Here is a 21,583-nt window from a genome sequence, read left to right on the forward strand (position 1 = left end):
CAGTCAATCCCCACTGTTTTCGCCTCTCAGAAGACCAACAATGAAAAACTCAACTATCGTGCCAGCGGCGCTGGTCCTCGTTCTTGCAGGCTGTACTTCAGGCTCGTCGAAACTGGAGTCCGGCACTGGAAACACGGAAGTCTGCAAGGCAACCAGTGAGCAAGAAATCTCGGCCTTGTTTGATCGGTGGAATCGCTCACTGCAAACCGGCGATCCGCACAAGGTTGTCGCCAACTATGCCGAGCGCTCCATCCTGCTTCCTACCGTGTCGAACAAGCCGCGACTGACCCCATCCGAAAAGGAGGACTACTTCCATCACTTCCTGGCAAACAAGCCGGTGGGTCGGATCGACTGGAGAATGATAGAGATCGACTGCAATACGGCGATTGACGCCGGGCTCTATACATTCACATTCGGCGCTACTGGCACCGAGGTAAAAGCTCGCTACACGTACACCTACAAGTGGGACGGACAGCAGTGGCTGATCACCAGCCATCACTCGTCCGCCATGCCAGAGAAGAATTGAGGCGCCGAAGGCGCATGACACTTCACCAGAACGACCACTTCTGGCCGGAAGCAGCAGCTTGGGCTGCTTCCGGCCAATCCCTGTCCGAGCCCGGTTGGCACCAGGCGGGCATCCGAATCGATGCAGCGCCTGATTCCGGTGTGAGCCCTTAATCCGAAACGGCGCGCATTGGATCGTGGAGGGCGGCGAGCGAGTCGTGCTCCGCGCCGGGCTTGCGCTCATTCAGCAGAGACTTCCACAGCGACACGCACAGCCCCACCATCACCGCCAGGAACGGTGCGGCGAAGATGATGGCTGCGGTCTGCAACGCAGCCAGGCCGCCCATCACCAGCAGCACCGAGGCCGCCGCACTGGTCAGCGCGCCCCACAGCACCACCAGCCTCTTCGGCGGGTCCAGGTCGCCGCGGGCACACAGCATGCCCATGACGATGGCGCCGGCGTCGGCCCCCGAGATGAAGAACACGCCGACCAGCACGCAGGCCACAAACGAGGTCAGCGCGGCGGCGGGATACTGAGCCAGCAGGGTGAACAGCGCGACTGCCGGTCCCTGGTCGTTCACGGCTGCGGCGATGCCGCCGGCGCCAGCCAGCTCGGAGTACAGGGCCGAGCCGCCCATGATCGCGAACCACACCATCGTCACCCCACTGGGAATGAAGATGACGCCGATGACGAACTCGCGAATGGTGCGACCCCGCGAGATCCGCGCGATGAAGGTGCCCACGAACGGTGCCCAGGAGATCCACCAGGCCCAGTAGAAGATGGTCCAGCCAGCGAGCCACTTGCCATCGCTGAAGGCCGCGGTGCGAAACGACATCGGTATCAGTTCCTGGAGGTATTCCCCTATCGAGGCGACCAGCGTGTTCATGATGAACACAGTGGGGCCCACCGCCGCCAGGAACAGCAGCAAGAGCACCGCGACCACCATGTTGAGGTTGCTCAGGAACTGCACCCCCTTGCCCACGCCGGATACCGCGGAGAGGATGAAGAGCACCGTCATCACCACGATGATCGTCAGCGAGATGCCAGTGGATTCTCCGGTGTGCCAGAGGTAGTTCAAGCCGCTGTTGATCTGCTGCGCGCCCAGGCCGAGCGAGGTGGCGGTGCCGAAAAGAGTGGCCAGTACCGCCAGCACGTCGATCGACTTGCCCAGCGGCCCGCGCACGCCCGCTTCACCGATCAGCGGCGTAAAGGCGCTGGAGATCAGGTTCGGCAACCCTTTGCGGAACGAGAAGTAGGCAATCACCAGGCCGACGATGGCGTAGATCGCCCAGGGGTGGAACGCCCAGTGGAAGTAGGCGTACCCCATTGCCAGCTTGGCCGCTTCCCTGGAGTGCGGCTCCGCCAGTCCGTGGGGTAGCGTCGCAAAGTGAGTGATCGGTTCGGCCACGCCCCAGAACATCAGCCCGATGCCCATGCCGACGCTGAACATCATCGCGATCCACGACGACGTACTGAACTCGGGTTGCTCCTCGTCCTTGCCCAGCTTGATTCGGCCGAAACGGCTGAAGGCCAGGAACAGCGCGAAGCCCAGGAAGAACGCGGTAGAGAAGACGAAACTCCAACCGAACCAGTCGATGATTTTGTTCAGCACCGCCTGCGACGCCTTCGTCATAGCCTCGGGCCAGAGCGATCCCCCTGCGACCAGCGAGGCCGAAATCATGACAGCCACCCAGAAGACGACTTTGTCGACGGGTGAATCAGGTGTTTTTTGCATAAGCCTCCTCAAGCCCTTGGTACTTTTGTTCTATTGAGGTGTGGAGCCTGCCGCAGCGGGCAATAATTAGTGCCCCTCAATGGTCGCGCGCCAGGTGGCCTGAGTCTTATGCGTGAACGATGCTGGCAGATCCAATTGCGACCGGGCTGCTGCCTGACCGGTCTCTGCGTGGGACAGTGACCAGCGACTCCGGGCCGAGCCTCGGCCCGCCCGGAATCACTGTGGCGCCAGGCGGGGTAGCCGCAGGTCGGCGCAGAGGCCGCCGCCTTCGCGGTTGCGCAGGGCGATGCTCCCGCCCAGGCGGCTGGCGACCATCTGCACGATGGCCAGGCCGAGGCCGGCGCCTTGGGGGTTGTCCTCGCTGTAGAAGCGCTCGAACAGACGCGACAGCTTGGCTTCGTCGATGCCCGGGCCCTGGTCTTCCACCCGCAGCAGGAAGAAGTCATCGCCGTCTTCGCGCAGGCTGACCTTCACTTCGCCGCCCTGGGGGGAGAAGTTGGCGGCATTGGTGACCAGGTTCTGCAGGGCGATGCCGATGGCGGCGGCGTCGCTGGTGGTGTGGTAATCACCCTCGGCCACCTCGAGGGCCAACTCCAGGCCCCTGTCCAGCAGCAGCGGCGTGAGCTCCGCCAGGTGCTCGCAGACCCGTGACTCCAGGTCCAGGGGCTGCCATTTCTGCCGTGCCAGTTCCGGCTCCATGCGCGCCATGGTCAGCAACTGCTGGACCACCCGCGTCAGCCGGTCGACGCCCAGGGTCAGGAAGCGCAAGGCCTCGGCACGCTGTTCCTCGCTGTCGGCTTCCAGGGCGTTCTGCGCGTGCAGGCGCAGCACCGCCAGCGGCGTGCGCATCTCGTGGGCGGCGTCGCCGATGAAGCGACGCTCGCGCTGGAGCAACTGTTCGATCTGCCCGAGCAGGCGGTTGATCGCCGCCTGCATGGGTTCCAGTTCCCGGGGCAGGGGAACGATCTGCAGGGGTGCCAGGGAATCGGCGTGGCGGCTGCGGATCACCCGCGCCATATTCTGCAAGGGGCGCAAACCCCAGCCGATGGCCAGCCAGACCAGGGTGGCGAGGATCAGGATGCCCATCAGGTTCGGCCATAGGGTATGGCGGACGATGCGCTGCACCAGGTCCTGGCGCACGTCGTCGCGCTCGCCCACCCAGATCAGCAGGCCCTGTTCCGGGTCCGGCAGGACGAAACCGCGCCAGTGGTGGCCGGCGAGATGGAGGCTGTGGAACCCGGTGCGGATGGGGGCGTGGTCGAAGGGCGGTGCGCTTGCCGAATGCACCAGGTTGTGGCCCTCGCGGTTCCAGACATGGAAAGCCAGCTTGCTTTCGTAGGGATGGCCGACCTTGCGCGGCTCGGCGCGGCTCAGGGCGTCGTTGAAGGCGCGGTAGAGCGCGTCCCGTTCGGCGCTGGCCAGGGGCATGCGCATCACCCCCAGCAGCAGGCGGGCGTTCTGCGCCAGCTGGGCGTCGTAGATTTCCTCGATTTCGTGGCTGCTGTCGCGGTAGTTGAGATAGACGATGAGCAGGGTGCCGATCAGCAGCAGAACCATCACCAGCCACAGGGTGCGGCGGCGCAGTGAGGTCATGGGCGTCCGTCCACCAGGTAGCCGATTCCGCGCACGGTGCGTATGAGGTCGCTGGAGAGTTTCTTGCGCAGGTGGTGGATGTGCACCTCCAGCGTGTTGCTTTCGGCTTCCTCGTCCCAGCCGTAGAGGGTCTGCACCAGGCGCTCGCGGGTCAGTACCTTGCCCGGTTGCGAGAGCAGTTCGTGGAGCAGCTGGTATTCCTTGGGCGTCAGGGCCACCGGGTTGCCCTGGTAGCTGACCTGCTGGCTGGCCGGGTCGAGCACCACGCCGGCGTATTCGATCAGCATCTGCGGCCGGCCGGCGCTGCGCCGCAGCAGGGCGCGCAGGCGAGCCTTGAGTTCGTTGAGGTCGAAGGGTTTGACCAGGTAGTCGTCGGCGCCGGCATCCAGGCCGAGGATGCGGTCTTCGGTGGTGTCGCGGGCGGTCAGCACCAGCACCGGCAGGGTGGAGCCGCCGGCGCGCAGCTGCTGCAGCACCTGCACGCCGTCCAGTCGCGGCAGGCCCAGGTCGAGTATGGCCAGGTCGAAGTCTTCGCTCTGCAGGGCGTGAAGGGCGCTGACGCCATCAGTCAGCCAGTCGATGGTGTAGCCCTCCTGGCGCAGGCCTGCGCGCATCCCCGCGCCGAGGGCATTGTCGTCTTCGACGAGAAGGAGTCGCATGGGCCGCCTTAGTCTTTCTGGATTTCCTGCAGTAAAGCATCGATTTCCTGGCGGCGACCCTGGTCGGCGAGTTCGCGGCCCGGGCGCGGCGCCGCCGCCTTGGCCTTGAGCAGGGCTTCGCGGGCCTGGTCGGGGTGGCCTTGGCGGAAGAGGTGATCACCCCAGAAGTACAGGCTGTCGATGCCCGTCGGATTTATTTCCAGCGCCTTGCGCAGCAACTGGTCGGCCTTTTCCTCGTCGCCGAAGCTCACCGGCCAGCCCGGCACCCGATCGTAGAGGGCGCCCAGGCTGGTGTAGGCCGAGCCTTGCAGAGCACGCGGGTCGAGCTGGATGGCGCGCTCCAGGGCGGCGCGGGCGTCCTTGACCTTGCCCAGGGCGCCCAGGCCGCCTTCGGCGCCGGCCCAACTGCTGGTGACGATGCCATGCCAGATCCAGGCCTCGGCGGCCTGGGGGGCGCTGCGGGTGAAGGCGCCGCTCTGCGCGGCCAGTTTCTCGAACTCGGCAGCCCGCTGTTTTTCCGGAACCTGGTACTGGACTTCCGCCCAGCGCTGCTGGATGGCAGCCAGTCGCTGGTTGCCACCGTCGTCCAGGGCCCAGGCCGGAATGCTGAGGATCAGGTACAGGCCGAAGGCGCAGATGAGCTTGTTCATCATGGGTGGTCCTTGCCGTGGTGGGCTGTGCTGAAGCGGCGGATGATCGGCAGCTGCTTGTGCAGGGCGCGGTCCACCAGGCCGGGCAGCATGCCGTTGAGGCGGACGAAGAATTTCTCCGGCCAGCCCAGGTAGAGCTCGCTGAGGTCTTTCTCGATGGCGGCGATCACCGCGGCGGCCACCGTTTCCGGCTCGTCCATGCCGACCTTGAGTTCGGCGTTGAGGGCCATGGCCGCCTGGCTGTTCATGCTGGTGCGGGTAGCGCGCGGGGCAACGTAGAGCACGTTCACCGAGGTATCGGCCAATTCCCGGCGCAGCGCCTCGGAAAAGCCGCGCAGGGCGAACTTGCTCGCGCAGTAGGCCGCGTAGCCGGGGTAACCGATGGAGCCGTAGGTGGAGCCGACGTTGACCACCAGGGCGTGGCTCTGCTGGCGCAGTAGCGGCAGGAGGCCGCGGGTCAGTTGCAGGCTGGCGGTGACATTGAGGGTGAGCATGTCCTCGATCTGCTGGTCGTCCATCTGTTCCAGCATGGCGAAGCGGTTCACTCCGGCGGCATTCACCAGCAGATTGACCCCGCCCAGGTCGCGGGCGGCTTCCAGCACGCGCTGGCGCTCCTGGGCACGGCGCAGGTCGGCGCCCACCCACGACAACCGCTGTGGATAACGCTGGCTCAGCGCGGCCAGGGCATCGCGCTGGCGGCTTACCGCCAGGACCTGGGCGCCGCGGGCGCAGAGTTGCTCGGCCAGGGCCAGGCCGATGCCGCCGCTGGCACCGGTGAGCAGGACGCGGCAATCAGTGAGACGCATGGTTCACCTCGCCGGCCCGGGGCAGGCCACGGAACATTTCGGCATAGAGCTGGTAGACCACCTTGGCAGCGTGGATCACCGCCTGCTGGTCGTCTTCGTCTTCCAGCCGGTCCATCAGGCGGCGGTAGGTGACCATGTGGTCCTGGTCCAGCGCGCCGTGGGAGGACAGGTAGCTGAAGGCTTCCGCGGGCAGGCCGAGGCCCTCGCGAATGGCGCCGGCGGCCTGGGTGGCCAGGGCGATGCTGGTGCCTTCGAGCACGTTGACCATGCCGAACAGGCCCACCGGGTTGCCGCGGGCGATCAGATCGTAGAGGTAGGCCACCATCAGCTCGATGGGCAGGGACGGGCGGCTGCGGCTCGCGGCCTCGGCATCGCCGCCACAGGCGGTGATGTCATTGAGGATCCAGCGCTCGTGGCCGTATTCCTCGTCTATGTATTCGCAGACGGCGCCGCGCAGCCATTCAAGGCGTGCCGGCAGGCGTGCGCCGCAAGCCATCATCAGCGGCACCGTGTGGCGCACGTGGTGATAGGCCTGGCCGAGAAAGGCGCGATAGCCCTCCAGGCTGACCTGGCCCTCCAGGGCCTCGCGAATCACCGGAACGCTGAACAGCGCTTCCCGTTCGCGGGCGGTGGCGGCTTGCAGCTGGTCGAAGAAACTCATGGTTCTACCTCGTTCTCGAGTTCGAGCAGGGTGGTGCGGTAATGCGCGAGGATGGCCTCGCGGCGCAGTCGGCCATTGCTGGTGAGCAGTCCGTCGGCGCTGCTGAAGGGTGCCGCCAGGCGGCACCAGGCCCTTATCCGCGCGTAGTCGGGGAGGGCGGAATTGGCATGGGCCACGGCATCGGCCAGCTCCTGCTCGGTGCAGGCCGGGTCCAGCGGCCAGAGCAGGGCCAGGTTGCCCGGCAGGCCCTCGCCATGGACGAAGGCCTGGGCGATCACGCCGCGCTGGGTCAGTTCGGCCTCGACCCAGTCCGGATTCACGTTGCGGCCGAAACTGGTGATGAACTGGTGCTTCTTGCGGCCCTTGAGGTGCAGGTAACCGTCGGTGTCGAACTCGCCCAGGTCGCCCGTGGGCCACCAGTCGCCGGCATAGGGCGGCTCGCCCAGGTAGCCGAGCAGGGCGGAGCCGCTGACCAGCACTTCGCCGTCTTCCGCCAGGCGTACTCGCACGTGGGGCAAGGGTTGGCCGACGCTACCGGGGCGGTTGGCGCCAGGACGGTTGAGGCAGACCACCGACGCGCACTCGGAGAGCCCGTAGCCTTCGAAGACCGGCAGGCCGACCTTGCCCGCGCGGGCCAGCAGGTCCTGGGACACCCGCGCGCCGCCCACGGCGACGAAACGAAACTGCCCTGCGCCCAGGTGCCCGCGTTCGATGGCGGTGACCAGGCCCAGGAGCAGTTGCGGTACCAGGATCAGGCTCTGCGCACCGCTGAGGACGAGGGTGGCGAGCAGCTTCGGCCAGTCCACCCCGCTGGCGCCCTGTATGCCCATCTGCCGCTGCGGCAGCAGGGTGACGCAGGCGCCCGCCAGCAGCGCGGCGAAGACGCCGAGGTTTTCCAGCAGTACTGCCAGGGGCAGGACGGCCAGGTAATGGGCCGGGGCGGTGCTACGGCTGGCGATTTCCAGTTCGTGGGCGACCCGCAGCAGGGTTTCGGCACCCAGGCAAACGCCCTTCGGCTGGCCGGTGGTGCCGGAGGTGTAGGTGATCTTGGCGGTTCCGGCGGGCAGGGACGCGCGGCTGCTGACAGCCTTGCGCCAGAAGGTGCCGTCGGCCTGGAAGCCGGCGGCCTCCAGTTCTGTGGAGAAACCGGCGTCGGCCACGGCCAGGCCTACCTGGCATTGCGCCAGGCAATGGGCGCGCTGCTGCGGGCTGAAAAAGGGTGGCAGGGTCAGGCTGGGGCGCCCGGCAAAGAGCGCCGCCAGGTCCCAGAGCAGCGCTTCGGGGCCGTTGTCCAGGCCCAGGGCGAGTACGCCCTCGGGTTCGGCGCGCAGCAGCTCCTCGCGCCGCTCCACTTCGGCCAGCAGCTGGGCGTAGGTGTAACGCCGGGTGTCGCCGCGCAGGGCCAGGGGCTGCGGCAGCCGGCTGGCGTATTCGCGCAGGGTGGTGCGCAACGCTTCAGGCTGCATGGTTGGTCGCCCCCACCGCTTCAGGAAAACCCAGGCGGGTGAAGATACCGGCGCGCTGCAGCTGTTCGAAGCCATAGCGGATATTGCCTGTGAACACCTGGGGTTTCTGCTCGTAGTAGGTGCCCCATTGCTGTTGTTCCTCGCCCAGGCGGGTGGGGTCGGCATCCCCGAGGTGCAGGGGGGACAGCCCCAGGCGGCGGAAACTGTTGATAAGTGCCGGTGCGCCGGTGAACACCACCCATTCAAGGCCACGCAGGTTCAGCAGCCAGGTGACGGCAACGATGATCAGCCGTGCATTGCCGGCATTGATCGAGGCCAGGTTGCCCACTTCCACCACTTCGCTGCGCGTGACCGGGCGTGCGGTCAGGCTGGAGATCAGGGACTGCGCCGGTGCCGCCAGGTACTGCTCGAGAAACAGCGGTCCTTGCTCGGCCAGGCGAATGCCGGCTGCGGCGCTCAGGGCACCGTGGTAATTGCGCATGCCGAGCAGTTCGGGCATGAACTGGCGGATGTCGGCGCCATGGGCGCTGAGAAAACGGCGGTGCACGAAGTCTTCGACCTGGGGGCGCCCGGGATCGCCCGCCAGCAACAGGGACAGGTAGTGTTGCTGCGATTTTTGACCGAAACCCAATGGGAACAGGGCATTCCACTCGGCGCTGTTCATCGGTGCCCTCCAGGCGAATTGGTGTATGGAGGGAGTATCCGGCGGAAGTCTTAAGGGACCCTGAAGATGGTCCGCGCGCCTGTCGTCAATCGGTCATTCCGCGGACACGCGGGCGTCATGCTGGTGGGGCAATCTGCATGCAGGAACAGAAAGGGCACAGGACGTGCCAGGGTGCAAACTGAAGCTGCCGGCGATGGCAGCTTTTTTTTTGCCTCCTCGGAAGTGCGGCGGAGTTGGTCGTGCCATACCCATGAGCCAGGAATCGATGGGTATCGCAAGCTCAACCCATCCTGCGGGCCTTCAGGATGGCTCTGCACTCGCTGGCGCGAGTCACCCCTCTCCTCTTCAGGGAGAGGGGCCGGGGGAGAGGGAGGTTGGGGCTGGCCGGGTGCCCATGGTCATTCGCGAATGAATTCGCTCCTACAGGAAAGGCAAGAGTCTCGCCTATAGCTTGTAGCCGATCTGCCGCAACAGCCCCTTGCGCCAGGCGACGTCTTCCTCGTTCTCGACGCCCTGGGGTGAGAAACCATCCACCACGCCGAGCACACCACAGCCCTGCTCGGTCTTGGCGAGGATCACCTGGGTCGGATTGGCGGTGGCGCAGAAGATACGGCAAACCTCCGGCACCAGTTTCAGGGCGTTGAGCACATTGACCGGGTAGAAGCCTTCGCCGAGGAAGACGATGAAGCTGTGCCCGGCGCCAATGGCCAGGGCGTTCCTGCGGGCCAGGTCGAGCATGGCCTCGTCGGTGCCCGAGCAGCGCACCAGGCACTTGCCCGAGGCCTCGCAGAAGGCCAGCCCGAAGCGGATGCCGGGCACGGCGCCCACCAGGGTTTCGTGGATATCCTCGACTGACTTGATGAAGTGGGTCTGGCCGAAGATGAAGTTGATGGCGTCCGGCTTTTCGATGGGCACGCTGATGAGTTGCATGTGAAGCGCCTCCAACCCCCATGGAAAGCATAGGGCGCTTCCGTAGGGTGCGCCGCGCGCACCGGCTGTCTCGCGCGAAGATTCTGGTGCGCGCAGCGCACCCTACGCGGTTTTGTCTGCCATTCCGGCAGAAAAGAAAAACCCGGCGCAAGCCGGGTCTTTCCTGGACGATCGCGCCTTATTCGTCGGTGCTCAGCACGCCACGGCGGATCTGGTCGCGTTCGATGGATTCGAACAGGGCCTTGAAGTTGCCTTCGCCGAAGCCGTCGTCGCCCTTGCGCTGGATGAACTCGAAGAACACCGGGCCCATCAGGGTTTCCGAGAAGATCTGCAGCAGCAGGCGCTTGTTGCCGCCTTCGGTGGTGCCGTCCAGCAGGATGCCGCGCGCCTGCAGCTCCTCGGTGGGTTCGCCATGCTCCGGCAGGCGGCCCGGGAGCATTTCGTAGTAGGTGCCCGGCGGCGGGGTCATGAAGCGCATGCCCAGGGCCTTCAGCTCGTCCCAGGTCTTGACCAGGTCATCGGTGAAGAAGGCCACGTGCTGGATGCCTTCGCCGTTGAACTGCATCAGGAACTCTTCGATCTGCCCCGAGCCCTTGGAGGACTCCTCGTTCAGCGGGATGCGGATCTTGCCGTCCGGCGCGGTCATGGCCTTGGAGGTCAGGCCGGTGTACTCGCCCTTGATGTCGAAGTAGCGGATCTCGCGGAAGTTGAACAGTTTCTCGTAGAAGTCCGCCCAGTAGGCCATGCGGCCGCGGTAGACGTTGTGGGTCAGGTGGTCGATGAGCTTCAGGCCGGCGCCTTTCGGGTGGCGGTCGACGCCTTCGATGAATTCGAAGTCGATGTCATAGATCGAGGAGCCTTCGCCGAAGCGGTCGATCAGGTACAGCGGCGCGCCGCCGATGCCTTTGATCGCCGGCAAGCGCAGTTCCATCGGGCCGGTGGGGATGTCGATGGGCTGGGCGCCCAATTCCAGGGCGCGGGCGTAGGCCTGGTGCGAGTTCTTCACGCGGAAGGCCATGCCGCAGACGGACGGGCCGTGCTCGGCGGCGAAATAGGCGGCCTGGCTCTTCGGCTCGTTGTTGAGGATCAGGTTGATCTCGCCCTGGCGATACAGGTGCACGTCCTTGGAGCGGTGGGTGGCGACCTTGGTGAAGCCCATCATGGCGAAGATGGGTTCCAGGGTGTTCGGGGTGGGGGAGGCGAACTCGATGAATTCGAAGCCGCACAGGCCCATGGGGTTTTCGAAGATGTCAGCCATTTTTTTGCACCTCAAGCATGTATTGGAAGTATGGGTTCAATGCGAGGTGGCAGTTGGTGGCGCGCAGGATATGCCGCGTACGCTGCGGGCGAGGTAGTCGCCAATGGTGACTTTGAATCCGAGGCTTTTCATGGGCGTGGCCTCAGGCCGGTTTATCGGCTTGCTGATCGGGGTGCGCCTGGATGAAGGCCGGATGCTCGAGGGCGAGGCGTTCGACCCGGGCGATCTTCGGATAGTGTGACAGGTCCAGCTCGAAGCGTCGGGCGGCATAGACCTGCGGTAGCAGGTAAACGTCGGCCAGGCCCGGCTCGCCGAAACAGAAGCCTTCATCGCCTATCAAGGCTTCGACCGCGTTGAAGCCCTCCGCGATCCAGTGACGAATCCAGTTCATCACCTCCGCTTCCTCCACCTTCAGGCCGCGCAGGCGGTTGAGGACCGCGACGTTGTGCAGGGGGTGGATATCGCAGCCGATGATCGCCGCCACCGCACGCTGGCGGGCGCGGGCGTCCAGGTCCTGGGGGAGCAGGGCGGGCTGGGGATAGCGTTCTTCGAGGTATTCGATGATGGCGGGGGACTGGATCAACACCTGGCCTTCGTCGGTGCGCAGGCTGGGCACGCGGCCTTGGGGGTTGATCGCCTGGTATTCCGGCTTGTGCTGCTGGCCGCCGTCCTGGATCAGGTTCACCGGGATGTGCCGGGCTTCCAGCCCCTTCAGGGCCAGGGCGATGCGCACCCGGTAGGAGGAGGTGGAGCGGTAATAGGTGTAGAGATCCATGGCATCACTCGGCGGCAGGCGGTCCGGGAGGGTCCGGAAGCCGGCGTTGTTATTTTCGTAATCAATTTACACTTTGCGTAATTTGCGGGTTGAGGCTGGGGCTGTCAAGCGGCGAACGAAGGGCGGGGGCGGATGGCGTGGGGAAAAAGTGTAGGGGCGAATTCATTCGCCAAGCAGACCGTAGGTCTGCCCAGTGGAGCTGCACGGGGCCGCTGCGCAGCCCTTGGCGAATGAACTCGCCCCTACAAAATGAAAGGCCCCCGCATTTGCGGGGGCCTTGTCATCACTGGTTCTGCTTGGCGTCGCGGACGCCCGCGGTGTTGTTCAGCAGGCTGCCGGTGGCGGTCTGGAGGAAGGCTTCCAGGTATTTGTGCAGACGCGGATCGCTGTCGCCGGGGACGCGTTCGGCCTTGGCGTCGGCGCCCAGCTGGTACTGGTACAGACGCGGCGGGAAGTCCTTCGGCTGGATCAGGATGCGGTCACTGCTGACGATGGCGACGGTCTGCTCGCCGCCCGAAGGCTTGATCACGCCGATGCCCGGGTCGCCCTCCGGCAGGTTGAGCAGGTCGCGGCCCCAGCACTGGTGGCGCACTTCGCCGCCCAGGCGGCCCATGATGGTGGGCACGATGTCGATCTGGGTGGCGACGTTGTGGTTGAGGGTGCCGAACTTCTCCTGCACGCCCGGACCGATCAGCAGCAGCGGTACGTTGAAGCGGAACAGGTCCATTTCGGTGAGCTGCTTGTCGCTGCCGAAGCCATGGTCGCCCACCACCACGAACAGGGTGTCCTTGAAGTAGGGCTCCTTGCGGGCCTTCTCGAAGAACTGGCCCAGGGCCCAGTCGGCGTAGCGCATGGCGGTCAGGTGTTCGTCATGGGCGCCGTGGCCGGTGACCTTTTCCACCGGCAGGTCGGTCGGCAAGGCATAGGGCGTGTGGTTGGAGAGCGTCTGCAGCAGGGCGTAGAAGGGCTTGTCGGTGGGCATCTTGGCCAGTTCGGCGGCGCCACGGTCGAACATGTCCTGGTCGGACACGCCCCAGGTCTTGTCCATGAACACCGGGTTGACGAAGTCCTCGCGGCCGATGAAGCGGGTCATGCCCTGGTTGCTGAAGAAGCCGGACTGGTTATCCCACTGGAAGTTGCCGTTGTAGACGTACAGGTCGTTGTAGTCGCGGGTGCTGAGCAGTTGCGGCAGGCCGGAGAACTGGTGCGCGCCCTCCGGGGTGCGCATCAGGTACTCGAAGCTCGGCAGGTTGGGGAAGCAGGCCATGGTGGCGAACATCCCCTGGTGGGTATGGGTGCCGTTGGAGAAGAAGCGGTCGAACAGCAGACCCTCCTTGGCCAGTTTGTCGAAGTAGGGGGTGATGCCGTCCTGGTTGCCCAGGGCGCCGACGTAGCGGCCGGCGAAGCTTTCCATGAGGATCACCACCACGTTGCGGATCGGCAGGGTGCCTTCGGCCGGCGGGGTGAAGTCACGACGGATGGCGGCCTTGTCGGCGTCCACCAGCTTGTCGTTGGGGGTCAGCAGCATTTCGCGCACGCTCGCCAGGGCCTCATCCTCGGGCAGGGTGGCCTTCCAGGCGTTGTCGCGGTGGGAGGAGAAGTTGGCCTTGGCGGCGTCCACCAGGGTCAGGGTGCCGTTCAGGCCCAACTGGTTGGCGAACATGGAGTCGGTGGTGAAGGCGTCGCCCCAGCGCAGCGGCGGGCCCTGGCGCAGGTGGCCGCGCGCGGCGACCACGGCTACCACCAGGCAGATCATGAAGATCGCCAGGCGGCCGAACCAGGGCGAGGCGCTGGTCGCGGCGGATTGGGCGATGGCGCGGGCGCGCGGGCGGCTCGCCAGGTCCAGGCCGCGGAACATCAGGTAGAGCAGGGCGGTGGCCAGGGCCCAGGCGATCAGGTAGCGGCCAACCGGGAAGCCGTTCCAGATCATGCTGGCGACTGTACCCAGGTCTTCCTGCAGGTACTGGAACACCAGGCTGTTCAGGCGCTGGTGGAATTCGCGATAGAAGTCCAGCTCGCTGATGCCGAGGAACAGGGTCAGGCTGGCGAAGGCGGTCAGCCAGAGCCGGTGCAGGCCACGGGCGGCCATGGCGCGAACGCTGAGCAGGGACAGCAGCAGGGGGACGCAGGCGAATACAACCACCCGGGCGTCGAAGCGCAGGCCGTTGTAGAAGGCTTCGACGAAGACCGAGGCTGGGCTGTCGCCAATCTGGTCGCTGTTGTACGCCAGCAGCGCCACCCGTAACAGGCTGTACATCACCAGCAGCGCGCACGCACTGAGCAAGGTGAAGGCCAGGTGGCTCTTGACGGTGGGTCTGTCCAGGCTGAACGAGGCCTGCCGGGTGGTTACGGGTTCCTGTGCGGTCATGCGATCAAGCATCCATAGATCTACTCAAGACGGGGCGGCACTTCTGGGGGAGGCCGGGGGCAAGTAGACCACCTGATGGCACATTGGTTCCAGCAAGACCCGCCGAAGCCGACGGACTTTGCCAGAAAAAGTGTGAAGAAAACGTCGAACGGGGGAGGAGGGCGACGCCAAGGTGTGTCGGACTGTTTCAATGCTGCGCAGAGCGATGGGGGCGGCTCTGTGTATCCCTGTAGGAGCGAGCTCTGCTCGCGAAGTGCTTCAGTTCGCGAGCAGAGCTCGCTCCTACGAGGTTCTCCCGGGCGTCAACCCAGGCCGAGCGCCTTGGCTACGCCAGCGCCGTAGGCCGGGTCGGCCTTGGTGCAGTTGGCGACATGGCGCCGCTTCACCTCCAGCGGCGCGTCACCCATGCCGCGCGCGGTGTTCTCGAACAGCAGTTGTTGCTGCGCCGGCGACATCAGACGGAACAGGTTGCCGGGCTGCTCGAAGTGGTCCACGTCGACCCGGTGGTCCCAGTTGGCGGCATCGCCGTCCAGCGGCAGCGGCGGTTCGGCCAGCGCCTGACTGTCCTCCCAGATGCCCTGGCTGTTGGGGTAGTGGGCGATGGTGGAGCCGGCGTTGCTGTCGGTGCGCATGAAACCGTCGCGGTGGTAGCTGTTGTACGGGCAGCGCGGGGCATTCACCGGGATCAGGTTGAAGTTCACCCCCAGGCGGTAGCGCTGGGCGTCGCCGTAGGAGAAGAGCCGCGCCTGGAGCATCTTGTCCGGCGAGAAGCCGATGCCGGGGACTATGTTGGCCGGGGAGAAGGCCGCCTGTTCCACTTCGGCGAAGTGGTTTTCCGGGTTCTTGTTCAGCTCCATCACGCCCACTTCGATCAAGGGGTAGTCACCATGGGGCCAGACCTTGGTGAGGTCGAAGGGGTTGTGCTTGTGCTTGCGCGCCTGCTCCTCGGTCATCACCTGGATGTGCAGGGTCCAGCGCGGGAAGTCGCCCTTCTCGATGCTGTCGTAGAGGTCACGCAGGTGGCTCTCGCGGTCGCCGCCTATCACCTGGGCGGCTTCGCTGTCGCTGAGGTTCTCGATGCCTTGCTGGGTCTTGAAGTGGAACTTGACCCAGACCCGCTCGTTCTTCGCGTTGAGCAGGCTGAAGGTGTGGCTGCCGAAACCGTGCATGTGCCGGTAGGTCTTCGGAATGCCACGGTCGCTCATGACGATGGTGATCTGGTGCAGGGCTTCGGGCAGCAGGGTCCAGAAGTCCCAGTTATTGGCCGCGCTGCGCAGGCCGGTGCGCGGGTCGCGCTTGACCGCATGGTTGAGGTCGGGAAACCGCAGCGGGTCGCGGAAGAAGAACACCGGGGTGTTGTTGCCGACGATGTCCCAGTTGCCTTCGTCGGTGTAGAACTTCACCGCGAAGCCACGGATGTCGCGTTCGGCGTCGGCTGCGCCGCGTTCGCCGGCGACGGTGGAGAAGCGCAGGAAGAGCGGGGTTTGCTTGCCCACCTTGGAGAAGATGCTGGCGCGCGTGTAACCGGTGATGTCGTGGGTGACGGTGAAGGTGCCGTAGGCGCCGGCACCCTTGGCATGCATGCGCCGTTCGGGGATCACTTCGCGGTCGAAGTGCGCGAGTTTCTCGATCAGCCAGATGTCCTGCAACAGCGCCGGGCCGCGCGGGCCGGCGGTCTGGATATTGAGGTTGTCCACCACCGGCGCGCCGGTGGCATTGGTCAGTTTCTTGGTCATCTCGGGCCTCTCCATGGGTTGCAAGGGTTCGCGACGGGCGACGACAGCCCCGCTCGGGACTCGCAACGCAAACGTGCGAAAAGCTTAGACGAGGCCTTCGCGACCGCCTGGCCGACCGTCGGCCCCGGACTCAGCGGGGCAGCGCCAGCCTCCGGATTGCGCACGATGGCGAGGTAGCTGACCCTGCCGTCGTCGTCGGAAAGGGCTGGAGACTTTCGTAGGGTGAAAATCCGCAAGGCGGATTTCCACCGGGAAGGTGGATAGAAAAGCGCTATCCACCCTACGGTTTGCGGTCGCGGAGAGCGGCGGCCTCGCGGGTCACCAGGTCGACGAAAGCCAGCGCCAGGGGCGAGCGTTCGGCGCGCTTGCGCACCAGCCAAACGGCGGTGGTGGCGCCCGGGTCCAGCAGGGTGCGGTGGACCACGCCGTCCACCCGTGTGCGTCGGAACGAGGCTGGCAGCACCGAAACCCCCAGCCCTGCGGATACCAGGCCGATGATGGTCATGGCCTCGCTGGCCTCCTGGGCGATGCGCGGGGTGTAGCCGGCCTCGCGGGCGAGGGCGAGCAACTGGTCGTAGAGGCCGGTGCCGAAGGTGCGGGGGAAGAACACGAAGGGTTCCTCGGCCAGGGCGGCGATGGCGATGCCTTCTTCGCTGCCCTGGGCCAGGGGGTGATCGGCCCGCAGCACCGCCACCAGGGGTTCGTTGAACAGTTCTACCGCCACCAGGTTCTCCGGTAGGGCGAGGGGGCGGATCACCCCGACCTGCAGGCTGTCCGCCAGCAGAGCCTTGACCGTTTCGGCGCTACTCATCTCGTGAAGCTCCAGGTGCACCTCCGGATAGGCCTGGCGGAAGGCGTGGATGCTGCGGGGAATGGTGGAGGTGAAGGGCGCCGAAGAGGTGAAGCCCACCTTCAGTTCCCCCAGTTCGCCGCGATGGGCGCGGCGCGCCAGTTGCACCGCCTTGTCCACCTGCGCCAGCACCTGGCGGGCCTCGTCGAGGAAGCGGCGGCCGGCCTCGGTCAGCTCCACCCTGCGGTTGGTGCGCTCCAGCAGGCGGGCGCCGATCTCGTCCTCCAGGGCCTGGATCTGCTGGCTCAGGGGCGGCTGGGAGATGCCCAGCTGTTCGGCCGCCCGGCCGAAGTGCAGCTCCTCGGCGACGGCAATGAAGTAGCGCAGGTGTCTTAGTTCCATGGGGCGGCCTATTGATATGTTTTGAGTATCAAATGTGTCGAACAATATATTGGAGATAATGTAAACCGCTCTATATCCTTTGCCCCATAACCCCAACAACGAATTCCCAGCCCCAGATTCAGGCGGCACGGCATCGTTGTGCCTGCTCGCCGCAAACTCCCGAAGGTGCCCCGTGAGCAAATCCCAGGCAGTACTCAAGACCGAAGACGAACCCGCGCTTAGCGAGGCGGCCCGTGACGCAGCCGCCGAGCTGCCCGGCGCCGCCAACGACCCGGAACTCCCCACCTACATCCGCAAAGGCACGCCCCAGTTCATGCGCACCTCGCTGGCGCTGTTCTCCGGCGGTTTCGCCACTTTCGCCCTGCTGTACTGCATCCAGCCGATGATGCCGGTGCTGTCCAAGGCCTTTTCCATCAGCGCCGCCCAGAGCAGCCTGGCGCTCTCGGTGTCTACCGCCATGCTCGCCCTCGGCCTGCTGGTGACCGGCCCGCTGTCCGATGCCGTTGGCCGCAAGCCGATGATGGTGGTTTCCCTGATCGCCGCTGCCCTGCTGACCCTGGCCAGCGCGGCCATGCCGACCTGGGAAGGCGTGCTGGTGATGCGGGCCCTGGTGGGCCTGTCCCTGAGCGGCCTGGCCGCCGTGGCGATGACCTACCTGAGTGAGGAAATCCATCCGCAGCACCTGGGTCTGTCCATGGGGCTCTACATCAGCGGCAACGCCATCGGCGGCATGAGCGGGCGTCTGCTCAGCGGCGTGCTGGTGGACTTCGTCTCCTGGCACGTGGTCTTGGCGGTGCTGGGCGGCATGGGCCTGGTGGCCGGCCTGGTGTTCTGGCGGGCATTGCCGGAGTCGAAGCATTTCCGTCCGACGCCGCTCAAGCCCGCGACCCTGGTGGAAGGCTATCGCCTGCATTTTCGCGACGCCGGCCTGCCCTGGCTGTTCCTCATCGGCTTCCTGCTGATGGGCGCCTTCGTCACCCTGTTCAACTACATCGGCTACCGCCTGCTGGCCGCGCCGTTCCAGATGAGCCAGACCCTGGTGGGCGTGCTCTCGGTGGTCTACCTGTCGGGCATCTACAGCTCGGCCTGGGTCGGTTCCCTGGCCGACAAGCTGGGTCGGCGCAAGGTGCTCTGGGCGACCATCCTGCTGACGCTGGGCGGTCTGCTGCTGACCCTGTTCAGCAACCTGGGGGTGATCCTGGCCGGCATGGCGATCTTCACCTTCGGCTTCTTCGGCGCCCACTCGGTGGCCAGCAGCTGGATCGGCCGCCGCGCCCAGCGCGCCAAGGGCCAGGCCACGTCCCTGTACGTGTTCAGCTACTACGTCGGCTCCAGCCTGGCCGGTACCCTGGGTGGTCTGTTCTGGCACAACTATGGCTGGGAAGGCATCGGCCTGTTCGTCGGCACCCTGCTGGCGGTGGCGGTGGCCGTGGCCCTGCACCTGGCGCGGTTGCCGGCGCTGCCCGGCAACGCCATCGTCCAGCCGGCGCACTGAGTGCGGATGCGCACCTCCGGCCCGGCTGCCGGAGGTGCGACAACCTGTCCCTCGTCGCACTATCCCAGGCAAGGGGCGGTGCTGGCAGAATGACTCGCCTACCCACCGGCCAGAGTGGGGCATTCCTGCCTTCCATGCGTGCGCAACCCTCTCCATCCAGACCGGGAAGTACAGCATGAGCATCACCTCCGCCGATATCTGCAACGCCGCCGACGCCCTCGAGGGATTCGTCGGATTCAACCGCAAGCTGGGCAAGTACATCGTGCGCTTCAGCGAGGACTCGTTCGGCATGGACGTGCCGGACGACAGCATCACCCCGGCCTGCGAGTTCGTCTGGGCGGCGAAAACCGGCCAGGTGATGACCTTGAGCCGCGAATGCCTGCAGATCCTGCTGGAACAGAACATCAACGACCGCCTCAATTTTTCCGAAGTCCTGCAGGTCTACCTGCGCCGGACCGACCTGCCGGAAATCAGCGCCGAGCGCCGCCGGCTCTGAAAAGGGGGCGGCGGCCCCGGGCTCTTCGCTCAGGGCAACCAGCGCAGCCCCATCACTCCGCCCAGGATCAGCCCCAGGCAGGCCAGCCGGCCGATGGAGGCGGAATCCCCCATCCAGAGCACACCCGCCAGGGCCGTACCCGCCGCGCCTATGCCGGTCCACACCGCGTAGGCGGTGCCCACCGGCAGGTGGCGCAGGGCCAGGGTCAGCAGGCCCAGGCTGCCGGCGAGTACCAGCAGGGTGCCTGCCAGCATCCAGGGGCGCTGCAGGCCGTTGGCGGTTTTCAGGCCGAGGGCGAAGGCCACTTCCAGCAGGCCGGCGACGACCAGCAGCAGCCAGGAGTTTGTCGGAGTCATTGGGTCATCCCTTGCATGAGGCGGGAAAAAAAACGAGCCCCGAAGGGCTCGCAAGACGGGGAGGAAACTCAACCGGCGAGCAGCTTGCCGCGTACCAGGCTGGCCAGGGTCTTCCAGGTCAGCACCGCCAGGGCAACGCTGAGGAACAGCAGGATGGCCCAGGCGATCAGCTGCAGCGGCAGGCCACCCTGCGCATGGGCGTACTTCAGCGCAGCGTTGGCGAGTGCGGCCAGGGGGAAGCTGATGGCCCACCAGGACGGGGCGAACGGCACGTCGCGGCGGAACACCTTGAAGCCCAGGACCACGGCCAGGAACAGGCCGAAATAGAAGAGCAGGGCGGCGAATCGGTCGATCCCGAACAGGTTGGCGTAGGCCAGGAAGCCCACCTCGAACGGCGCCACCAGGATCATCAGCGAGGGCACCATGGCCTTGGCCAGCGGCTCCTGGTGCACCAGGCGCGGGAAGATGCTGGTGAGGAAGATCAGCGCCAGGGCCGCGCCCACCGCCATCGCGAAGAGGTTGAGCTCGGCCGCCCAGGCCATGGGCATCTGGCCGCCGGTAACGGCGATGTCCAGGGTGGCGACGCCGGGGATCAGCCAGGCCGGCACCGCGTGCTGCAGGTCCTGCTTGCCCTTGAACAGGCGCGACAGCACCAGCCCGCCGAGGATCACCGTCAGCACGCTGCCGATAGTCCACAGGCCCTGGCCCAGCAGCTCGCTGTAGGGGGCGGCGACCACCGACAGCAGCAGGATGGCGATGACGATGGTGCCGAAGAAGTTGCCGGCGATGGGGTGGGTGAATTCATTGGCCACGGCCTGGCGATGGCGTACCAGTTTGGTCAGGTAGCCAACACCGAGGACCGCGAACACCAGGCTGGCGAACAGGCCGATGGCTTCGCCGACCAGCGGGCTGACGCCGAAGTTCTGGTGGGCCATGCGCCAGGCCAGGCCGAGTCCGGCCAGGCCCATCACGGCGCCGAACAGGTTGACGGGCAGATGCTTGATCGAGGCACCGCTGGTCGGCTTGGCCTGGGCCTGTTCGAGCGGAGAAATGGTTGCGGTGTTCATGGCGGACTCCGGTGGGCTGGATTTGTCGTTGGAGGTAGTTTCCGCCATGATTGCTTTGGCTTGAATGGTCGCGTAACGACGTTTACGGCCAACCTTTCGACACTGACGGACACCTTCCATGCGCATCGCCCTGCTGGCCTTTCCCCGTGTGCAATTGCTGGACATCGTCGGCCCGGCCGACGTCTTCGCCGAGGCGGCGAAGCAACTGGGCAACCCCCGCGCCTATCGCGTGGAGGTGATAGGTACCGAGCCCGGACTGCTCAAGGGCAGCAGCGGCATTCGCCTGGCGGTGGACTCCACGGTGGAGACCCATAAAGGCAAGCTCGACACCCTGCTGGTGGCGGGTAGCCCCTTCGTCGACGACATCGCCGGCAATCCGGCATTGCAGCAGTGGTTGCGGCAGCAGGCCGACTCGGTGCGACGGATCGGTTCAGTCTGCACCGGCGCTTTCGCCCTGGCTGCGGCCGGCATGCTGCGCGGGCGCCGGGTGACCACCCACTGGAACAGCAGCGTGCGCCTGGCGGAGGAGAATCCCGAGACCCGGGTCGAGTGCGACAGCATCTATGTCAAGGACGGCAACCTCTACACCTCCGCCGGCGTCACCGCGGGCATGGACCTGGCCCTGGCCATGGTGGAGGAGGACCACGGCCGCGAGTTGGCGTTGCGGGTGGCGCGGGAGATGGTGATGTTCTTCAAGCGTCCTGGCGGACAGTCCCAGTTCAGCGCCCACCTGGCGGCGCAGACCGCCGAGCGTTCAGTCATCCGTGCCATCCAGGACCATGTGCTGGCGCACCTGAAGGACGACCTCAGCGTCCCGGCCCTGGCCGCTCGCGCCGGCATGAGCGAGCGCAACTTCGCGCGGGTGTTCAAGCAGGAAGCCGGCTCCACGCCGGCCGAGTTCGTCGAACTGGCGCGCATCGACGCCGCCCGGCGCTTGGCCGAGGAGTCGGATATTCCCTTGAAGCGCCTGGCCGACGAGGTGGGCTACGCCAATATCGACGGCTTCCGCCGCGCCTTCCAGCGCCGCCTGGGGGTGACGCCGAGCGACTACCGGTCGCGATTCAAGGTGGATGGCTGAGTTGCTGGGCAAGCGCCGGTACTGGCTTGCGGGGCGTGCTAGATTGGCCATCATTGCCTAGAGCATGTTGGTCAGTCGTAGCCAGGAAGCTTA

The 21,583-nt window shown here is 65.8% G+C and carries 20 protein-coding genes; 4 read left to right on the plus strand and 16 right to left on the minus strand.

Going from position 1 to position 21,583, the window contains the following annotated elements:
- Window positions 1-40 precede the first annotated feature (40 nt).
- Window positions 41-526: an SgcJ/EcaC family oxidoreductase gene (locus ACFW0H_RS12550; RefSeq protein ID WP_422914227.1), complete on the plus strand. Its 486-nt coding sequence runs from the start codon at window positions 41-43 to the stop codon at window positions 524-526.
- A 148-nt stretch (window positions 527-674) separates the two neighbouring features.
- Here the strand turns inward: ACFW0H_RS12550 and ACFW0H_RS12555 are convergent, their stop codons facing one another.
- The 14 genes from ACFW0H_RS12555 to ACFW0H_RS12620 form a co-directional block, all read right to left on the minus strand.
- Window positions 675-2,240, minus strand: coding sequence for a BCCT family transporter (locus tag ACFW0H_RS12555; RefSeq protein ID WP_422914228.1), 1,566 nt, complete (start codon window positions 2,238-2,240; stop codon window positions 675-677).
- 216 nt (window positions 2,241-2,456) lie between these two features.
- Window positions 2,457-3,833, minus strand: a complete 1,377-nt coding sequence (locus ACFW0H_RS12560) for an ATP-binding protein (protein ID WP_422914229.1) — start codon at window positions 3,831-3,833, stop codon at window positions 2,457-2,459.
- Entirely contained in the window at window positions 3,830-4,492 is a 663-nt protein-coding gene (locus ACFW0H_RS12565) for a response regulator (RefSeq protein WP_422914230.1), read from the minus strand. The genes ACFW0H_RS12560 and ACFW0H_RS12565 overlap by 4 nt, the downstream gene beginning before the upstream one ends.
- Before the next feature lie 8 nt (window positions 4,493-4,500).
- Entirely contained in the window at window positions 4,501-5,145 is a 645-nt protein-coding gene (locus ACFW0H_RS12570) for a tetratricopeptide repeat protein (RefSeq protein WP_422914231.1), read from the minus strand.
- Complete coding sequence (locus tag ACFW0H_RS12575; protein WP_422914232.1) at window positions 5,142-5,948, minus strand: SDR family oxidoreductase; 807 nt, start codon at window positions 5,946-5,948, stop codon at window positions 5,142-5,144. The genes ACFW0H_RS12570 and ACFW0H_RS12575 overlap by 4 nt, the downstream gene beginning before the upstream one ends.
- Window positions 5,935-6,609: a TenA family transcriptional regulator gene (locus tag ACFW0H_RS12580; RefSeq protein WP_422914233.1), complete on the minus strand. Its 675-nt coding sequence runs from the start codon at window positions 6,607-6,609 to the stop codon at window positions 5,935-5,937. The genes ACFW0H_RS12575 and ACFW0H_RS12580 overlap by 14 nt, the downstream gene beginning before the upstream one ends.
- A complete protein-coding gene (locus tag ACFW0H_RS12585; RefSeq protein ID WP_422914234.1) occupies window positions 6,606-8,075 on the minus strand; it encodes an AMP-binding protein in 1,470 nt (489 codons plus the stop codon). Before ACFW0H_RS12585 ends, ACFW0H_RS12580 begins: the two co-directional genes overlap by 4 nt.
- On the minus strand, window positions 8,065-8,739 hold the full coding sequence (locus tag ACFW0H_RS12590; protein WP_422914235.1) for a thermostable hemolysin: 675 nt from the start codon (window positions 8,737-8,739) through the stop codon (window positions 8,065-8,067). The genes ACFW0H_RS12585 and ACFW0H_RS12590 overlap by 11 nt, the downstream gene beginning before the upstream one ends.
- A gap of 444 nt (window positions 8,740-9,183) precedes the next feature.
- Window positions 9,184-9,669 carry an adenosine-specific kinase gene (locus ACFW0H_RS12595; protein WP_422914236.1) on the minus strand — a complete coding sequence of 162 codons (486 nt, stop codon included), beginning with the start codon at window positions 9,667-9,669 and terminating at the stop codon, window positions 9,184-9,186.
- A gap of 178 nt (window positions 9,670-9,847) precedes the next feature.
- Window positions 9,848-10,927: a 4-hydroxyphenylpyruvate dioxygenase gene (gene hppD / locus ACFW0H_RS12600; RefSeq protein ID WP_422914237.1), complete on the minus strand. Its 1,080-nt coding sequence runs from the start codon at window positions 10,925-10,927 to the stop codon at window positions 9,848-9,850.
- Between the two features lie 142 nt (window positions 10,928-11,069).
- Window positions 11,070-11,702: a maleylacetoacetate isomerase gene (gene maiA / locus ACFW0H_RS12605; protein ID WP_422914238.1), complete on the minus strand. Its 633-nt coding sequence runs from the start codon at window positions 11,700-11,702 to the stop codon at window positions 11,070-11,072.
- Window positions 11,703-11,985: 283 nt separating this feature from the next.
- The gene (locus tag ACFW0H_RS12610; RefSeq protein ID WP_422914239.1) at window positions 11,986-14,070 is read right to left on the minus strand and encodes an LTA synthase family protein; all 2,085 of its coding nucleotides are present in this window, start codon (window positions 14,068-14,070) and stop codon (window positions 11,986-11,988) included.
- A 302-nt stretch (window positions 14,071-14,372) separates the two neighbouring features.
- Window positions 14,373-15,806: a catalase gene (locus ACFW0H_RS12615; protein ID WP_422914240.1), complete on the minus strand. Its 1,434-nt coding sequence runs from the start codon at window positions 15,804-15,806 to the stop codon at window positions 14,373-14,375.
- Between the two features lie 280 nt (window positions 15,807-16,086).
- Window positions 16,087-16,998 (minus strand): LysR substrate-binding domain-containing protein, encoded by a 912-nt coding sequence (locus tag ACFW0H_RS12620; RefSeq protein WP_422914241.1) that lies wholly within the window; start codon window positions 16,996-16,998, stop codon window positions 16,087-16,089.
- Window positions 16,999-17,170: 172 nt separating this feature from the next.
- Here ACFW0H_RS12620 and ACFW0H_RS12625 point away from each other — a divergent pair, with 172 nt between their 5' ends.
- Window positions 17,171-18,493, plus strand: a complete 1,323-nt coding sequence (locus ACFW0H_RS12625; protein WP_422914242.1) for an MFS transporter — start codon at window positions 17,171-17,173, stop codon at window positions 18,491-18,493.
- 175 nt (window positions 18,494-18,668) lie between these two features.
- A complete protein-coding gene (locus tag ACFW0H_RS12630; protein ID WP_422914243.1) occupies window positions 18,669-18,989 on the plus strand; it encodes a DUF2025 family protein in 321 nt (106 codons plus the stop codon).
- A 29-nt stretch (window positions 18,990-19,018) separates the two neighbouring features.
- On the opposite strand, the gene ACFW0H_RS12635 is transcribed toward ACFW0H_RS12630, so the two are convergent.
- A complete protein-coding gene (locus ACFW0H_RS12635) occupies window positions 19,019-19,345 on the minus strand; it encodes a DMT family transporter (protein WP_422914244.1) in 327 nt (108 codons plus the stop codon).
- Window positions 19,346-19,413: 68 nt separating this feature from the next.
- Complete coding sequence (locus ACFW0H_RS12640; RefSeq protein WP_422914245.1) at window positions 19,414-20,412, minus strand: SLAC1 anion channel family protein; 999 nt, start codon at window positions 20,410-20,412, stop codon at window positions 19,414-19,416.
- A gap of 118 nt (window positions 20,413-20,530) precedes the next feature.
- Between ACFW0H_RS12640 and ACFW0H_RS12645 the strand changes: the two genes are divergently transcribed.
- On the plus strand, window positions 20,531-21,490 hold the full coding sequence (locus tag ACFW0H_RS12645; RefSeq protein ID WP_422914246.1) for a GlxA family transcriptional regulator: 960 nt from the start codon (window positions 20,531-20,533) through the stop codon (window positions 21,488-21,490).
- Window positions 21,491-21,583 lie beyond the last annotated feature (93 nt).

Origin of the sequence: Metapseudomonas cellulosilytica (assembly GCF_049334135.1) — a bacterium.
In the GTDB taxonomy this organism is placed as follows: domain Bacteria; phylum Pseudomonadota; class Gammaproteobacteria; order Pseudomonadales; family Pseudomonadaceae; genus Metapseudomonas.

Bases quoted from the DNA above. Each gene is read 5' to 3' on its own strand.
- ACFW0H_RS12550 (WP_422914227.1), top strand. From the start codon at position 41: ATGAAAAACTCAACTATCGTGCCAGCGGCGCTGGTCCTCGTTCTTGCA.
- ACFW0H_RS12555 (WP_422914228.1), bottom strand. From the start codon at position 2,240: ATGCAAAAAACACCTGATTCACCCGTCGACAAAGTCGTCTTCTGGGTG.
- ACFW0H_RS12560 (WP_422914229.1), bottom strand. From the start codon at position 3,833: ATGACCTCACTGCGCCGCCGCACCCTGTGGCTGGTGATGGTTCTGCTG.
- ACFW0H_RS12565 (WP_422914230.1), bottom strand. From the start codon at position 4,492: ATGCGACTCCTTCTCGTCGAAGACGACAATGCCCTCGGCGCGGGGATG.
- ACFW0H_RS12570 (WP_422914231.1), bottom strand. From the start codon at position 5,145: ATGATGAACAAGCTCATCTGCGCCTTCGGCCTGTACCTGATCCTCAGC.
- ACFW0H_RS12575 (WP_422914232.1), bottom strand. From the start codon at position 5,948: ATGCGTCTCACTGATTGCCGCGTCCTGCTCACCGGTGCCAGCGGCGGC.
- ACFW0H_RS12580 (WP_422914233.1), bottom strand. From the start codon at position 6,609: ATGAGTTTCTTCGACCAGCTGCAAGCCGCCACCGCCCGCGAACGGGAA.
- ACFW0H_RS12585 (WP_422914234.1), bottom strand. From the start codon at position 8,075: ATGCAGCCTGAAGCGTTGCGCACCACCCTGCGCGAATACGCCAGCCGG.
- ACFW0H_RS12590 (WP_422914235.1), bottom strand. From the start codon at position 8,739: ATGAACAGCGCCGAGTGGAATGCCCTGTTCCCATTGGGTTTCGGTCAA.
- ACFW0H_RS12595 (WP_422914236.1), bottom strand. From the start codon at position 9,669: ATGCAACTCATCAGCGTGCCCATCGAAAAGCCGGACGCCATCAACTTC.
- hppD (WP_422914237.1), bottom strand. From the start codon at position 10,927: ATGGCTGACATCTTCGAAAACCCCATGGGCCTGTGCGGCTTCGAATTC.
- maiA (WP_422914238.1), bottom strand. From the start codon at position 11,702: ATGGATCTCTACACCTATTACCGCTCCACCTCCTCCTACCGGGTGCGC.
- ACFW0H_RS12610 (WP_422914239.1), bottom strand. From the start codon at position 14,070: ATGACCGCACAGGAACCCGTAACCACCCGGCAGGCCTCGTTCAGCCTG.
- ACFW0H_RS12615 (WP_422914240.1), bottom strand. From the start codon at position 15,806: ATGACCAAGAAACTGACCAATGCCACCGGCGCGCCGGTGGTGGACAAC.
- ACFW0H_RS12620 (WP_422914241.1), bottom strand. From the start codon at position 16,998: ATGGAACTAAGACACCTGCGCTACTTCATTGCCGTCGCCGAGGAGCTG.
- ACFW0H_RS12630 (WP_422914243.1), top strand. From the start codon at position 18,669: ATGAGCATCACCTCCGCCGATATCTGCAACGCCGCCGACGCCCTCGAG.
- ACFW0H_RS12635 (WP_422914244.1), bottom strand. From the start codon at position 19,345: ATGACTCCGACAAACTCCTGGCTGCTGCTGGTCGTCGCCGGCCTGCTG.
- ACFW0H_RS12640 (WP_422914245.1), bottom strand. From the start codon at position 20,412: ATGAACACCGCAACCATTTCTCCGCTCGAACAGGCCCAGGCCAAGCCG.
- ACFW0H_RS12645 (WP_422914246.1), top strand. From the start codon at position 20,531: ATGCGCATCGCCCTGCTGGCCTTTCCCCGTGTGCAATTGCTGGACATC.